This window comes from Paenibacillus anaericanus (assembly GCF_003994475.1).
GTDB lineage: Bacteria > Bacillota > Bacilli > Paenibacillales > Paenibacillaceae > Fontibacillus > Fontibacillus anaericanus.
Window position 1 is genome coordinate 1 of sequence record NZ_RZNY01000006.1, and the last position, 15,780, is coordinate 15,780.

The 15,780-nt window shown below is 44.3% G+C and carries 16 protein-coding genes; 3 read left to right on the forward strand and 13 right to left on the reverse strand.

The window, feature by feature from the left end:
• Positions 1-206: 206 nt before the first annotated feature.
• Complete coding sequence (locus tag EJP82_RS08925) at positions 207-413, reverse strand: DUF1657 domain-containing protein (protein WP_127191708.1); 207 nt, start codon at positions 411-413, stop codon at positions 207-209.
• Between the two features lie 176 nt (positions 414-589).
• Between EJP82_RS08925 and EJP82_RS08930 the strand changes: the two genes are divergently transcribed.
• The 3 genes from EJP82_RS08930 to spoVAD are packed head-to-tail and all read left to right on the forward strand — an operon-like array spanning position 590 to position 2,956.
• Positions 590-1,450 carry a DUF421 domain-containing protein gene (locus tag EJP82_RS08930; protein WP_127191709.1) on the forward strand — a complete coding sequence of 287 codons (861 nt, stop codon included), beginning with the start codon at positions 590-592 and terminating at the stop codon, positions 1,448-1,450.
• A gap of 11 nt (positions 1,451-1,461) precedes the next feature.
• Positions 1,462-1,950, forward strand: coding sequence for a stage V sporulation protein AC (gene spoVAC, locus EJP82_RS08935; RefSeq protein WP_127191710.1), 489 nt, complete (start codon positions 1,462-1,464; stop codon positions 1,948-1,950).
• A 1-nt stretch (position 1,951) separates the two neighbouring features.
• The gene (gene spoVAD / locus EJP82_RS08940; RefSeq protein WP_127191711.1) at positions 1,952-2,956 is read left to right on the forward strand and encodes a stage V sporulation protein AD; all 1,005 of its coding nucleotides are present in this window, start codon (positions 1,952-1,954) and stop codon (positions 2,954-2,956) included.
• Between the two features lie 75 nt (positions 2,957-3,031).
• Here spoVAD and pduL read toward each other — a convergent pair whose 3' ends face one another.
• The 12 genes from pduL to EJP82_RS27940 all read right to left on the reverse strand — a co-directional run bounded on the left by pduL (position 3,032) and on the right by EJP82_RS27940 (position 15,693).
• Complete coding sequence (pduL, locus tag EJP82_RS08945; protein WP_127191712.1) at positions 3,032-3,604, reverse strand: phosphate propanoyltransferase; 573 nt, start codon at positions 3,602-3,604, stop codon at positions 3,032-3,034.
• A 119-nt stretch (positions 3,605-3,723) separates the two neighbouring features.
• Entirely contained in the window at positions 3,724-4,590 is an 867-nt protein-coding gene (locus tag EJP82_RS08950) for a 2-oxoacid:ferredoxin oxidoreductase subunit beta (RefSeq protein WP_127191713.1), read from the reverse strand.
• A complete protein-coding gene (locus tag EJP82_RS08955) occupies positions 4,590-6,353 on the reverse strand; it encodes a 2-oxoacid:acceptor oxidoreductase subunit alpha (protein WP_127191714.1) in 1,764 nt (587 codons plus the stop codon). The genes EJP82_RS08950 and EJP82_RS08955 overlap by 1 nt, the downstream gene beginning before the upstream one ends.
• Before the next feature lie 237 nt (positions 6,354-6,590).
• Positions 6,591-7,535 (reverse strand): dipeptidase, encoded by a 945-nt coding sequence (locus EJP82_RS08960; protein WP_127191715.1) that lies wholly within the window; start codon positions 7,533-7,535, stop codon positions 6,591-6,593.
• A gap of 96 nt (positions 7,536-7,631) precedes the next feature.
• On the reverse strand, positions 7,632-7,892 hold the full coding sequence (locus tag EJP82_RS08965) for a stage V sporulation protein S (RefSeq protein WP_127191716.1): 261 nt from the start codon (positions 7,890-7,892) through the stop codon (positions 7,632-7,634).
• A 99-nt stretch (positions 7,893-7,991) separates the two neighbouring features.
• Positions 7,992-8,786 (reverse strand): TIGR00282 family metallophosphoesterase, encoded by a 795-nt coding sequence (locus EJP82_RS08970; protein ID WP_127191717.1) that lies wholly within the window; start codon positions 8,784-8,786, stop codon positions 7,992-7,994.
• Positions 8,787-8,897: 111 nt separating this feature from the next.
• Positions 8,898-10,439, reverse strand: coding sequence for a ribonuclease Y (gene rny, locus EJP82_RS08975; RefSeq protein WP_127191718.1), 1,542 nt, complete (start codon positions 10,437-10,439; stop codon positions 8,898-8,900).
• 299 nt (positions 10,440-10,738) lie between these two features.
• Positions 10,739-11,572: a regulatory protein RecX gene (locus EJP82_RS08980; RefSeq protein WP_246054023.1), complete on the reverse strand. Its 834-nt coding sequence runs from the start codon at positions 11,570-11,572 to the stop codon at positions 10,739-10,741.
• Between the two features lie 121 nt (positions 11,573-11,693).
• On the reverse strand, positions 11,694-12,755 hold the full coding sequence (gene recA / locus EJP82_RS08985) for a recombinase RecA (protein WP_127191719.1): 1,062 nt from the start codon (positions 12,753-12,755) through the stop codon (positions 11,694-11,696).
• Positions 12,756-13,621: 866 nt separating this feature from the next.
• Positions 13,622-14,887: a competence/damage-inducible protein A gene (locus EJP82_RS08990; protein WP_127191720.1), complete on the reverse strand. Its 1,266-nt coding sequence runs from the start codon at positions 14,885-14,887 to the stop codon at positions 13,622-13,624.
• 54 nt (positions 14,888-14,941) lie between these two features.
• Positions 14,942-15,529 carry a CDP-diacylglycerol--glycerol-3-phosphate 3-phosphatidyltransferase gene (gene pgsA, locus EJP82_RS08995; protein WP_127191934.1) on the reverse strand — a complete coding sequence of 196 codons (588 nt, stop codon included), beginning with the start codon at positions 15,527-15,529 and terminating at the stop codon, positions 14,942-14,944.
• Positions 15,530-15,531: 2 nt separating this feature from the next.
• Positions 15,532-15,693 carry a hypothetical protein gene (locus EJP82_RS27940; protein ID WP_170220162.1) on the reverse strand — a complete coding sequence of 54 codons (162 nt, stop codon included), beginning with the start codon at positions 15,691-15,693 and terminating at the stop codon, positions 15,532-15,534.
• Positions 15,694-15,780: the final 87 nt, after the last annotated feature.

Below are 15,780 nucleotides of genomic sequence, written 5' to 3' on the forward strand. Positions count from 1 at the left end.
GTTGAACATCTTTAAATCACCTCTCGTTTTATTGATGAGTTCTTCCACGGTTTTGTTTCAATAGTTCGATTAAAACACAAATGACCCGTAAGAGGGTCACTTTTTTCAAAGTTTCCATCTTACGGGTCACAGTTCATTCTACTTTGAGGGCAGCTCTTTTGATGTTCTATATAGGGACAAACGTCGAGATACTCAACTATTGATATTTAGAAACCTTTGTATTGAGGCTCCTCATTTTCTAATTGTTGTACCCGGCTCTCCACCTGCGTTACGATTTGTTGTGTTTGCTCAGCACAATTCGTAAACATAGTTTTTGCCTCTTTATTTTCTGTACCGAGTGCGAAAGTCTCAAGACTCGCTTGAGCACTTTTCAGGGATGCCAACGTCGTTTTAACTTGGGATGCTACTGTCAAAAATATCACCACCTTTTTGTTTTTAGGGATCTTTTCTTGCGCACTATAATTTGTCCTTCTATTTCACAAAAGATTCAACTTCACTATTTCCATTTTTTATTTTAGTAAAAAACATGAGATATGCGCACAATTGAATTACTCGTATGTTAAAAGTTCTAATCGAAAGGAGTATGGACATGCCGCAATGGCTAGAAGTTATTATTCGAACATTGATTTCTGTTGTTGTCTTATTCGGTCTAACCCGCCTTCTAGGGAAAAGACAAATATCCCAGTTGTCCTTCTTTGAATATATCACAGGGATAACCCTCGGCAGTATTACAGCTTACGTTTCCATTGACATCGATACAGATTGGTATCTTGGATTGATCTCTATGGGTGTATGGGTGCTTGTCTCGCTTGGCATTGAAATTCTACAAATGAAAAGTAAGAAAGCTAGAAACTTGATTGACAGTAAGGGGACCGTACTGATTAAAGATGGCAAAATCCTCGAAGATAATCTGAAAAAGGAACGTCTGACGAATGAAGATTTACTTGAGCAGCTTCGGAAAAAGAGTATTTTTAAAGCCGCTGAGGTAGAATTTGCTGTCATGGAGCCGGATGGAGAAATTAATGCATTACTCAAAAATGAATATCAACCCCTAACACCTTCTCACCTTGGCATTAAAGTATCCCCAGAACCTGAACCGCAGGCCGTTATTCTGGATGGGGAAATTATGGACGAGCCACTTTCAACATTGAAATTAAACAGACAATGGCTCAATACCGAATTAGAAAAAATAGGCGTTTCATTAGACAATGTCTATCTTGCTCAAGTGGACGGATACGGTCAATTATTTGTCGATCTGTACGATGATCTTGTTCAAGTCCCCGAACCCCAAGTAAAAGCATCCTTGCTAGCGCAAATCAAAAAGTGTGAGGCTGATCTCGAAATGTTCGCCCTCTCAACACAAGATCCCACCGTCAAAGCGATGTATGGGACTTGCTCTACAAAGCTGCAGCAAGTAATCGATGAAGTTAAGCCCATATTGTCACAATAGGAGGCCTGAGCATGTCAAACAAGAAGAGCAAGAAACTCACTCCAACACAACAACAATACCAACGATTGGCCAGTTCACGTGAGCCAAAACGACCTGTAGCAGTCAATTGTCTCCGTGCTTTCCTATCCGGCGGATTCATTTGTCTGCTTGGAGAATGCATTCGCAAGGCTTTCATAACTTACGGTGGCTTTACTGAGAAGACAGCATCCGACCCCACTGTTGCTGTTCTTATCATCTTGTCGGTTATACTGACCTGTCTAGGTGTATACGATAAAATCGCACAATGGGCCGGAGCTGGGTCTGCCGTGCCTGTCACGGGATTCGCCAACTCGATGGCGTCTTCTGCCATAGAGCACCGTGCCGAAGGTTTAGTTCTAGGCGTTGGCGCCGGTATGTTCCAACTAGCAGGCTCGGTTATCGTCTTTGGAACAGTGGCCGCATTTATCATTGGCCTGATTTATGCTCTATTCGTCCCAGGCTTTGCGGGAGGTGGCCACTAAGATGCTCAAAGGACATCAAAGCTGGATATTTGAGAAAAAGCCTAAAATTATAAGTACTGCAACAGTAGTAGGGCCATTTGAGGGTCAAGGCCCCCTGGCCAATGATTTCGATATCATCCATGGGGATTTGTATTTAGGACAGGATAGTTGGGAGAAAGCGGAGAGAGTACTCCTCGAAGAATCCACCCAGTTAGCGATAGAAAAGGCAAGGTTAACTAAAGAACAGATCCAGTTTTACTTTGGAGGGGATCTGATGAATCAGATCATCAGTAGTAGCTTTGCTGCCCGGACGCTTAGCATCCCTTATATCGGCATGTTTGGTGCCTGCTCGACGTCCATGGAAAGTTTGGCACTGGCATCTTTCATCGTCAATCACGGTGGGGCCAAGTATGCGTTAGCTGGAACTGGCAGTCATAATGCAAGCGTAGAGAAGCAATTCCGCTATCCTACGGAATATGGTTCACAGAAGCCACCTACAGCACAATTTACGGTGACTGGCTCAGGAGCGGCTGTAGTGTCGCTTGAAGGAGATGGACCCTCCGTAACTTCAGCTACTATAGGCCGGGTTATCGACATGGGAATTACCGACCCCTTTAATATGGGTGCAGCTATGGCACCTGCTGCAGTTGATACGATTGAGGCTCACTTTCGCGATCTACAAATCAAGCCTTCCCATTATGATCTGATTGTGACAGGAGACTTATCTAAAGTCGGGTATGAAATCGCCGAGGATTTACTCAAAAGACATAACATTCCGATGGAGGAAACCACCTATAAAGATTGTGGAATGATGATCTACGATTATAACAAACAAAAAGTTCAGTCCGGCGCAAGTGGCTGCGGCTGTTCTGCAGTCGTCACTTACGGACATCTATTAAACCGGATTCGTAAGGGCGATCTGAAGCGAATCCTAGTCGTCGCAACAGGCGCCTTGCTCTCCCCCATATCATTCCAACAAGGTGAGAGTATTCCTTGTATCGCTCACGCGGTCTCCATTGAGCGGTGAGCACGCTTAACGCAGTTGCATATAAACAAAAAGAGACGAGGATATAAATCCTCGTCTCTTTCGTTATTAAACTTATTATTCTACGATTTCAGCTGTATCGCCATTGTTAGCACCAGCAGCATTCGCTTCATCCGTATCAATATGCATATCCAAAGCGAAAGAATCAGAAACGCGGGCAACAACATTCTCTAATACTATTCCGCGTTCGCCGCCAAGGCGAACTTTGAGCATTTGTTTATCTTGAATGCCCCATTTTGCTGCATCAGACGTATGGAAGTGAATGTGACGTGCGGCAATGATAACGCCTTGCTCCAATTGAACTTCACCTGCTGGTCCTTTTAGAAGGACACCTGGAGTTCCATCAATATTACCTGATTCACGAACTGGAGCTTTTACGCCGATTGCAAAAGAATCCGTACGGGAAATTTCAAGTTGTGAAGATGGACGAGCGGGTCCCAAAATACGAACTTTGTCGAATTGACCTTTTGATCCAACGACAGCTACTGTTTCATTAGCAGCAAATTGTCCAGGTTGGGATAATGGTTTAAATTCTGTAAGCTGATAGCCTTGTCCAAACAAAGCTTCAATATGTTCCTGTGTCAAATGGATATGACGTGCAGAAACGCCGACTGGTACTGTTTTACTCATTTTTGCAAACACTCCTCGTATATTCTCTATGTCGATGACGATTCACATCAATCTCATTATACACCTAATACACCCAAAATGAAAAAGGCATCCGCAATAAACGGACACCTTTTGCTAAATTATCTGAATTCTGCAACAAGATTGTCAAACTCACTCTCCGATAATGCTAATGGTTGACTAGCCAGAGGCTCCTGACGGAAGCCATGGATGAGATCCTCGTAGCACTTACGCTCTTTGTTCTGATAGATAAGTCCAGTGATCATGCTCCCCGTCTCCATCAGCTTCGTCATAGCTCCCAGACGATTCGTTGGATCGTAATCTGGAATCGTGTCCAGATTGATGATGTTCTCCTTGAACCAGTCGTACGTGTTGACTTTGTTGAAGGTGACGCAAGGGCTGAACACGTTGATGAACGAGAATCCCTCATGTTGTATCCCCTGCTCAATCAAAGAAGTCAATTGTTTCAGATCACTTGAGAAGGATTGGGCTACAAAGGTCGCTCCAGCAGAGAGAGCTATTTCCAGTGGGGCCAATGTGGATTCAATCGATCCTTCCGGTGTACTCTTCGTCTTGAAGCCCTCTCCACTACGCGGAGAAGTTTGGCCCTTAGTCAAGCCATATATCTGATTATCCATAACTATATACGTAATATTGACGTTACGGCGAATCGCATGGATAGTATGACCCATCCCAATCGCAAAACCGTCCCCATCCCCACCAGAAGCGATAACCGTCAGATCACGGTTTGCAAGCTTAACTCCTTGTGCGATAGGCAGTGAACGCCCGTGAATTCCATGAAGGCCATATGCATTAATATAACCTGAGATCCGGCCCGAACAACCAATTCCTGAAATAACAGCTAGCCCATCAGGCTCTAATCCTACGTTAGCAGCAGCCCGTTGGATCGCAGCTTGGATAGAGAAATCTCCACATCCAGGACACCAGTTAGGTTTGACATTGTTACGAAACTCTTTAAAGGTTGCCATTACTTAACCAACTCCTCCTGTGATTTATTATGCGCGGCTTTCATGCACTCGCTATAAATTTCCGAAGGAAGGAACGGATTACCATCATATTTAAGCACATTCACGATTTTGTCGTGATGACCAACGTTCATTTTGATCAAGTTAGCTAACTGACCCGTTGCATTGTTCTCCAAGACAAGTACTTTTTTGGCTTTTTCGATTTGCGGCAACACTTCGTTGATTGGAAAAGGATGCAACAGCCGAACCGTCATGTGGTTAGTCTCGACCCCGTCTTCTTCCAAGCGTCGACGAGCTTCATCAATTGTGCCGCCCGTAGATCCCATACCGATAATTAAAATTTCTGGATCAAGATGTGGCGCCTGCAGATGAATCGGATCATTCAATTGTAACTTATTCAATTTGCGAAGGCGTTTATCCATCATTTTCTTGCGATTAGTTGGACTTTCTGAAGGACGACCAGACTCATCATGCTCGACACCAGTAACATGGTGTATCCCATTCTTCTCACCTGGAAGAACACGAGGCGATATGCCATTCTCAGTAACGGCATAACGGTTGAACATGCTCTTATCTTCACGTTCAGGAATATCCTTAACAATATAACCGCGGTCAATATTTATTTTGTTATAATCCAGTATTTCGCAAGATTGTTTACCTAAGGAAAGTTGAAGATCCGTTACCAGAATGACAGGAACCTGATACTTCTCAGCAAGGTTAAATGCCTGGATCGTATCATAGAAGCATTCTTCAATGGAGCTTGGAGCAAGCACAATCTTTGGTATTTCGCCGTGTGTACCGTTGATCAACGCATTGATATCGCTTTGCTCTTGCTTAGTAGGAAGTCCTGTACTAGGACCACCGCGCTGTGTGTCGACAATAACGACCGGGGTCTCTGTCATACCTGCCAGACCAATTGCCTCCATCATCAGAGACAAACCAGGGCCAGCTGATGCTGTCATAGTCCGCACACCGGCATAACTTGATCCAATAGCCATCGTAATTGCAGCAATCTCATCTTCCGTTTGGATTACGGTTCCACCAAACTTCGGAAGTCTTTTAATTAAATATTCCATAATTTCTGTAGCAGGTGTAATCGGGTATGCACTCATAATCCGGCATCCCGCAGCAACTGAACCGAGTCCAATGGCGTCGTTACCGATCATGAACATCTTCGGTTTACCATCAGCTGGCTCAAGCTTGAAGCCTTCGATCGGTCCACCGGCAAGCTCAAGCACAAATTCTGCGCCACGTTTCACCGCTTCGATATTCTTCTCTACAATCGCTAATCCTTTACGACCAAATTCTTCTTGCACCGCTTTATTAAATACCTCAATCGGTAGACCAAGTAAGGCCCATGATGCACCGGAAGCGACCATATTCTTCATGAGTGAAGTACCGAGTTCTTCTGCAATGCTTGTAATGGGTACAGAGAATAGAGTAGCCTTTACACCTTCAGGTACAGTTGGACTAAACTTCGCATCTGCGACGATGACACCACCGCTTCGAAGTTCACGTGCATTTAAATCGATACTTTCTTGGTCAAAAGCGACTAGGATGTCCAAGTCGTCGGAAATTGCACGAATCGGCTTGGTACTAATCCGGATTTTGTTGTTTGTATGACCGCCTTTGATACGGGAAGAAAAATGTCGATAACCATATAAATAATATCCCAATCTGTTCAAAGCCGTCGAAAAAATCCGATCTGTACTTTCAACGCCTTCCCCTTGCTGACCACCGATCTTCCAAGACAATTGACTAATCAAGATCGCCCACCCCTTTACTCGTATCGCGATAAAAGTAATAGAAATATAATGCCGCTAGAATATAGACTCATAAAAAAATCATTTTGTCTCCCTGTAATTGTGAACATTTTGTTTCTGAGTCATGTCAATTTTATGTCGGAAAACAATAAAAAGCAAGCGTTTTCTAGCCCTTTTTCATATAGTAGTTTTCGATCATACCGTTCTCGTAATGACATTGATTAAAGCGCTTTCTTTTGCTTAAGGGAGCCAAATTTTTAAAAATGAGACTGCATTTCCGTACAACCATTGCCTTACAAGCTTTTCTGGATAGTGTACGAGTAGTGTTTCTACCCATCTGGCATAATCTCCTGAATGCTTCAAATCGCTAAGATAAGTTTCGATACCATCAAAATCCGAACCGAACATCAACGTATGTTCACCACCAAGTGAACAGATATGTTCAATATGAAGCAATAAATCTTTGCTTGAGGGATGTTTTCCTTCTTGTACAAACCAAGGGACAAACGTCAGACCAATCCGGCCGTCTAACGAAATTATCGCTTTTATTTGCTCGTTTCGTAAGTTACGCGCATGAGCACAAACTTGATAGGCATTGGAATGCGACGCAATAAAAGGCCGCCCGGACTCCGTAGAGAGTTCGACCAGTTCCCAGAATCCCTTTTGTGATAGATGAGAAACATCCAACGTAATCCCCAACTCATTACAAACCTTAACTAGTTCCACACCCTGTGGTGTGAAGCCACCATTCCTTACTTCCATGATACCATCTGCAGCCCAATTAGAGAAATTCCATGTTAAGCCGAGAAATCGAACGCCACGCTCATAACACAAACGTACATAAAACATATTACCTTCGAGGCCATCCGCCCCCTCAACAGAGAGAATCCCTCCCCTACCTCCCGTTTGCTCGAGCGACACTAGATCCTCCGCGGTACGAATGGGGTTGATTCCTTTTGTCACAACTTTTTGATGAAAAATATCGATTTGATCCAATATATGTCCTATTTTCGGCTTACCAAGAGACTGTGATACAAAAATAGCGAAACACTGCAACATGACTCCTCCCTGAGTCATTGTCTTCAGCGATACGTCCAATTTACGATCTTGACCGAAATCAAGCTTAGGATTAAGTTGCATTTTACATAGAGCATCACAGTGAAAATCTACTACCTTATACCCCATTTCTATCCCTCCTAGAAAAATAGGATTATTATGCCCCTGAACACAAAAAAACCTGTCTACAATCGTAAACAGGTATCATTGTCATTATTGAGTTCTTTATCTAGGTTCGACGATTAATTTCATTGCCGTACGATCCTCACCATCAATCACAATATCAGTAAATGCCGGAATGCAAATCAAATCGACTCCACTTGGCGCTACAAATCCTCGAGCGATCGCTACTGCTTTGATGGCTTGGTTAAGAGCGCCAGCCCCGATAGCCTGAAGTTCGGCATTGCCACGTTCTCTTAACACCCCAGCTAACGCACCCGCAACGGAGTTGGGATTGGATTTTGCTGAAACTTTTAATACATCCATAGTAAGTACCTCCCTGGGAATAATGGTTGAATCCCACTACTTAGAGCATATTCGGGAGTGTCAGATACATTCCTTATTTTTCCCAGAGGTACCGCAGGACTAATCCATTAACCACTCATCTTCAAGAATACGGATTTTTTGAATCTTCTTAGCACGTCCAGTTACATCATCCAAATCAACTAATACGGCATGGAATTGCCATTTACCTTCACACACTTGGAAGCGTACTGGCAACTGGGTTACAAACTTACGCAAGACAGCGTCCCGTTCCATTCCGAGCACACCTTCACGTGAACCAACCATTCCAGCATCCGTCAAATAAGCAGTTCCCTGCGGCAAAATGACATCATCATTACTCTGTACATGTGTATGTGTACCAACCACTAGGGAAGCACGGCCATCGAGATACCAACCCATGGATATTTTCTCCGAAGTTGCTTCAGCATGGAAGTCCACCAAGATATGTTTATGCTTTTTGGACAAGTTATCAATTATCTCGTCAGCTGCACGAAATGGGTCATCAATCGCCGGTAGAAAAGTACGGCCCATCAGATTAACCACCGCTAGTTCTTTATTGTTGACCTTAATAATCGTATGACCCAGTCCTGGAGTCCCTGGTGGGAAGTTTGCCGGGCGAACCATCCGTGGCTCATCATCGATGAAATCAAATATATCTCTATTATCCCAAGTATGGTTACCCATCGTTAAACCGTGAATCCCCATTTCAAAAAACTCTCTAGCAATAGCTCCGGTGATGCCTCGGCCGCCTGCAGCATTCTCTCCATTAGCAATAATGATATGTGGGCTATATTTTGATTTCAAATAGGGAAGAGTTTCTTTCAAGGCCTTACGTCCAGTATTACCAACAATATCTCCAATAAATAGTACTTTAATGATAATTACCTCCTCTTAAGTAGCACACCTATGGTAGCTTTTATTACCTTCGCAGCTACTATTAGCAAAATGAAAAAGCGGCCCTCAAAGGGGCCACTCTCATCATAACCTTTACTTTGCGTATTCAACCGCTCGTGTTTCGCGAATGACGGTAACCTTGATATGACCTGGATAATCCAGTTCACTTTCAATTGTCTTCGTGATGTCTCTAGCAAGACGGAATGCTTCCGCATCATCGATCTTGTCAGGTTGTACCATTACCCGAACCTCGCGCCCCGCTTGAATGGCAAACGACTTCTCAACGCCTTCGAACGATTCGGATATTTCTTCGAGTTTCTCCAACCGTCGGATATATGTTTCCAACGTTTCACGTCTCGCACCTGGTCTTGCTGCTGATAAAGCATCAGCTGCGCCGACCAACATGGCTATAACGGATGTGGCTTCACAGTCCCCGTGATGGGAAGCAATACTGTTGATAACCACCGGATGCTCTTTATACTTCTTAGCTAGTTCTACGCCGATTTCGACATGAGATCCTTCCACATCATGATCAAGCGCTTTACCGATGTCATGCAATAGACCAGCACGTTTAGCAAGTACAATGTCTTGACCTAGCTCAGCAGCCATCAATCCAGTCAGATACGCGACTTCCATCGAATGCTTCAGCACGTTTTGGCCATAGCTTGTCCGGAATTTGAGTCGCCCTAAGATCTTAATTAGATCCGGATGCAGCGCATGTACTCCAACTTCAAATGTAGCTTGCTCACCATATTCACGAATACGTTCGTCCACTTCCCGACGAGACTTCTCAACCATCTCTTCAATCCGTGCCGGATGGATACGTCCGTCAGCCACCAATTTCTCCAGTGCTGTACGTGCGATTTCCCGACGAATTGGATCAAATCCCGACAAAATAACCGCTTCCGGTGTATCATCGATAATAAGATCTATTCCAGTTAGAGTTTCTAGAGCTCGGATGTTACGGCCTTCGCGTCCGATAATCCGTCCCTTCATCTCTTCGTTCGGTAAGGTTACTACCGATACCGTAGTTTCCGCAACATGATCAGCTGCACAACGTTGAATTGCGAGCGTAATGATTTCACGGGCTTTCTTATCCGCTTCTTCTTTTGCCTGCTGTTCAATGTCTTTGATCAACTGTGCCGACTCGTGGCGAACTTCCTGCTCAACATTGTTCAAGATAATGGTACGGGCATCTTCCATACTTAAATTCGAGATACGTTCCAATTCTTGAACCTGGCTCTTGTAAATCAGGTCAATTTGTTGCTGAGTTTCTTCAATTCGTTTCTCTTTGCCTGCCACTTGCTCTTCTTTTCGCTCAAGTGAATCTAATTTTTTATCCAGCGACTCTTCTTTTTGCAACAATCGTCTTTCCTGCCGTTGAGTTTCATTTCGACGTTCACGAATGTCTTTATCAGCTTCAGTTCTGAGCCTATGAATCTCATCTTTGGCTTCCAGAACCGTTTCTTTTTTCAGTGCTTCTGCTTCTTTCTTTGCACCCTCCAAGATTTGACTTGCAGCATGCTCCGCACTGGAAATTTTAGCTTCCGCAAGAGATTTTCGAATAAAATACCCGACCACGAACCCCAAGAATAAAGCGGCTGCAACGAGAACGATCCAGATTACTGTATGCATCTGTTCACCTCCCCGCTGATTCCTCCAAGCTATTCCTTGGGATTGTTTCAATTGTAATTAACTTTCTCATTCATCATCATACTAAGAATCGATTATAGGCCGATTCAGGTAGGCTGTCCATGCAGCAGCATGGTCGTTCCGTTGAAAGATACGGAAGTGCAGACCTTCATGATTGGCGAACAGAATCTCTATAGAGCCATAATTTTGGAAGGAAAAAAGACTCCATTACATATAGATTCATATTCATTTTATTATTTGACGAAAGAAGTTGTCAAGCAAATGACAAGATAAGTCATCTTTTAGTTGTATTCCTCTTCCCAGTCCTCTTCCCCATTCACTCCATCTCGGCGACTTAACTCGCTTATCACCCTAGAAACCAGCCCTCCAGAGTATCCACGACGCATGAGAAACGTGCCGGTTTTTCGTCTTTTTTCTAGTGGCTCTCCCTTTGTTGCCTTCCACTTCTTAACGCCAATTTGTAATGCGCTGTCGAATTCATCTTCCTCGCTCACCTCATTCAGTGCTTCCTCAATGAGAGGCTTAGAGACCCCCTTCTGACGCAGTTCATGCCGGATCCACATCTTTCCCTTGCCTCGATTCTTAACACGCTGTCCGGCCCACTCCTGAGCGTATGCAGCGTCATCTACAAATCTCTCTCTAATAAGCCGCTCAAGAACTTTCTCTATCGTATCTTTGCTCCAGCCCTTTTCTCCTAGACGAACTCCAATTTCATGAGATGTACGAGGTTTCCGACTCAAATAGAGTAGTGCATCTGCATACCCTCTCTGCCGTTCGTCAGCCGACACGACTTCCTCGAGATCGCTTTTAGTAAATACAGCCCCTTGAATCATTCGATATTTAATCATTACATCTTCATGTACATCTAGTGCATACTGACCAAAGAAGATTCGGTAGCGAAATTTAGGACGTTTTAGAAGCATAACAGAAGTGATCGTCAGATCTACATTATCCGGCATAGCCGATATTCCATTTTCTTCTTGACTCGGTTTCTCAATCGGCTGGTCCCAAGACCTCTCATCGGAGATATCCACGACCTCACTAGCACGACTTTCTCCAGCCTTAGGTCTATCCTGTTGCTGCCTTTTCCCCCAACCGCCATGTCGATAATCCACTCAGTCCGCTCCCTTGCATTTTAATGAAGTTAATTCCAATTAAGACCATAATATTCTGGATAACAAAAACGCTCTGCCCCGGCAAATACACCGGGTATCAGAGCGATCAACTACTTCTAAATTATTCGTCTTCGAGAAGTTCTTCCTCTTCCTTCAATGACTGCTCCAATTCACTATCAGAAGTCGGAGGAATCACTGTCGTTAAATTGCTACCCTCACGAACCTTCTGTTCAATTGCACTTGCTATTTCTGGATGATCTTTCAAATATTGCTTAGCATTCTCACGCCCTTGACCAAGCCGTTCTCCTGCATAAGAATACCAAGCACCACTCTTATCTACGATATCGAGTTCGACACCAATATCAACTATACTTCCTTCTCTGGAAATACCTTCACCATACATAATGTCAACTTCAGCCTGCTTGAATGGAGGAGCCACCTTGTTCTTCACGACCTTAATCCGTGTCCGGTTACCCACCATGTCATTGCCCATCTTAATCGCTTCAACTCTACGTACATCAAGACGAATTGTTGAATAGAACTTCAATGCCCGTCCCCCTGGAGTTGTCTCTGGGTTACCAAACATAACGCCAATTTTCTCACGCAACTGGTTAATAAAGATAGCGATTGTCTTCGACTTACTAATAGCACCAGACAATTTACGAAGTGCTTGAGACATCAATCTTGCTTGTAAACCAACGTGGGAATCTCCCATATCGCCTTCGATTTCAGCTTTAGGAACCAGTGCTGCCACGGAGTCAACAACAATAATGTCTACCGCTCCACTTCGTACCAGCGCTTCAGCGATTTCCAAGGCCTGTTCACCTGTATCCGGTTGGGATAACAGCAATTCATCAATATTCACGCCTAGCTTGCTTGCATAGGCAGGATCAAGTGCATGCTCTGCATCAATAAAGGCTGCTTGTCCCCCTGCTTTCTGAACTTCAGCGATGGCGTGCAATGCCACCGTCGTCTTACCGGATGATTCTGGCCCGTATACTTCAATAATTCGACCACGGGGAAAGCCCCCTATACCTAAAGCGATATCTAATGCCAACGCTCCACTGGGTACAACTTCCACTTGCATATGAGTGGATTCTCCGAGCTTCATAATCGAACCTTTACCGAATTGTTTTTCTATTTGACGAAGCGCCATATCCAGCGCTGCACGACGATCTGACATTCAACTCACATCCTTATCATGATTAATCTCTAAACTAATTGTATCTTGTTTCGATACGTTTGCCAAGCATTTTTTCGAACATACATTCGGGTATTGTCACATCCCTCCCAAACCCTCCCTTGTCCTAAGGGAGGGCCCCAAGGGTTGCACCCTCTGGACTCCGGCTTTTAAGAAACTTTAGAGTTGTAGAGGCGCTCCTGATCGCTCTCCCCTCCGGGGATGCGCTTGACGTTGGTGCGTGGCTCGCTTTTCTCCTTCGGGTAAGCTCTTACAGATGTTCTCCTGCGTTGTAGAGACGTACTCTAACGCTAATATGCCACTACTTATTTCGAGGCGACTGCCCCTTTAGGGATACATCTTCCTACATGTATTAGTCATGCAGAACTGAACAGCCTTGTTTACCTACTGTATTTAATAGTACAGCACCTCCCTTTCGTGGAAATATAGACTCATAACCATACTCAGTGCTTAATGAGAAATCAGATGTGTCGGCAACAGAAGTCATATAGCTACAAATTAATCTTCGCTTCTGTTTTTTAAGAATGTATAAGTAAAGCTAAAGAAAAAGTGACTGCGGAGATAGCGAAATGATTCTGAAGAAGCTAAAAGATTTCCTTGGGAAAGCTACATCGGAAGCATAAGCTTCGTTCGCCTTTGTCCCCGAATTTCTACCTCTATTACAATTCAATCAAGAAATTCGGGGACAACAGCGATCGTAAGAACATTTCGCTATCGTAGCCTACTCACAATCCACAGTTTTACTTATACAGACAACAAAAATAGAACCGCAGCATAACTTGGTCAGTTAGCTACGGTTCTTCCGTGACTTGATTATACATCTAGCCTATGTGACACGCAAGAGAGGATTAATTCCGAACTTCGTTCTCCTTAAGCTGCTTCCACAAATGATAGAGAACCGTTTTGGCGGAGCGGATACGGATGGTATCGCGGTTCCCCTTCAGGTTGAGCTCCATGACAAGTGTGTCGCCGCCTCTACGGGATATGGCGATGTAGACGAGACCAACTGGCTTCCGCTCAGAATAGCCAGGACCGGCCACACCAGTAATGGACAAGCCAAAGTCGGTATCTACAACCATACGAACTTGCTCGGCAAGCACACGGGCCGTCTCGGCGCTGACAGCACCAGGCGCGTCATCACCTTCCAACAAATCGCGTGGTACGTTAAGCAGCTTCTCTTTCATCGCATTGGAATAACATACAATCCCGCCTATAAACACTGTAGCACTACCCGGAATTGAGGTTATCGTCTCCATCAACATACCGCCTGTGCAGCTCTCAGCGATACCAAGCGTAAGTCCCTGCTCTGTCATCATATCGATGATGACCTTCTCAATCGGAACGTCCTCGCTTGCGTAGAGATGGTCTGACAGCCGAGCTGTGATTTCCTGTTCCATTGTATTCAGCTTTTCCTGCGCCTCGCTATCACTTTCCGCTTTTGTCGAAATACGGATCGTGACTTCACTTTCTTTAGCGTAGGGTGCTATCGTAGGATCGCTTTGGTTCTCAATTAGATCCATCAACTTGGTCTCGAGCAAAGATTCGCCAATACCAGCAAATTTGAGCATTTTAGAATATATCGGAGCCTCATTTGTCAGAACGTGTCCAAGAATCCAAGGTTTGGCCTGATTCTGAAACATAGGTTTCATCTCACTCGGAGGACCCGGGAGCACAATATAATACTTCCCATCTTCAGATAGGGCATTTCCCACGGCCAGTCCAGTCTCATTCGGTAGAGGTGTACCACCATCGATAGCTAACGCCTGACGACGATTGTTCTCAGTCATCGGAAGTGCGCGATCCTTAAAAAAACGATCTAAATTGTCCATAGCCATACGATCGATATGGAGAGACCTTCCGAGTACAGTAGCTAAGGCCTGCTTCGTAATGTCATCTTGAGTTGGTCCAATCCCACCGGTGAATATCATGAGATCAGCCCGAGAAGAAGCAAGACGCGTCGCCTCACAGAGCCGATTCATATTGTCGCCAACCACGGTCTGGAAATAGACATCAATTCCGAGAGAAGCCAGTTCTTGTGATAAATATTGTGCATTAGAATTTACGATCTGACCCAGTAATAGCTCTGTACCGACTGCAATAATTTCCGCTTTCATAATCTGCCATGTCTCCTTATACGGGCTATAAGGCAAAGCTGCTTTTAAAGTATCTTAAGCCTTAGAAAATGAGAACAGCCCTTTGTTTTTGACGAAATAGTCGATACCGGAATAGATCGTAATCAACACTGCAAACCATATAGCGATATCATCAAACGGAATATGTAACCATTCAAACGGGAAGTTGTTCAGTAGTAATGCCGAAATCGCGACAATCTGGGTAATTGTCTTCGCTTTCCCCCACTTACTGGCAGCAATAACAGAACCCTCTAATAGTGCCACCTCACGCAAACCCGTCACTGCAAATTCACGGCTGATAATAATGATGACCATCCAAGAATCGAGTTTCCCCATAGATACGAGCGCAACCAACACTGCCGCAACCAAAAGTTTGTCAGCCAGTGGATCGAGCAGCTTACCTAGATTAGTAACCATATTTCGCTTACGAGCAATATAACCATCTATACCGTCCGTACTAGCAGCAATAATGAACAGTAGTGCACCAATCAATTGGTTGAGTGGGAGGTGATAATCTCCTAAAATGATTTCACGAGTCCACCACCCATAATCCAGAAGCAGGGCTACTAACATTAGTGGAATCATAAAAATACGCGCAAGCGTAATACGATTAGGCAGATTCAGATTCACAGAACACCCTCCCCTGATAATTCTTGAGTACGAATACCTTGTACCTGCGATACTTCATTACTCTCTGTGAGACACTTTTTCATGTGAACATCTCCATCAATCTTTTGAGCCAGGATCAGTTGACTCCCTAGTCTTGTGCTCTTCACTCTTTCTGTCATGAGTCCCATCCCCCAGTAATTAGAACAACGTTTCCTCTATTTTCCCCTACAAGTATAATATTTAGAAACAGGCCCTGTCAAAAAGAA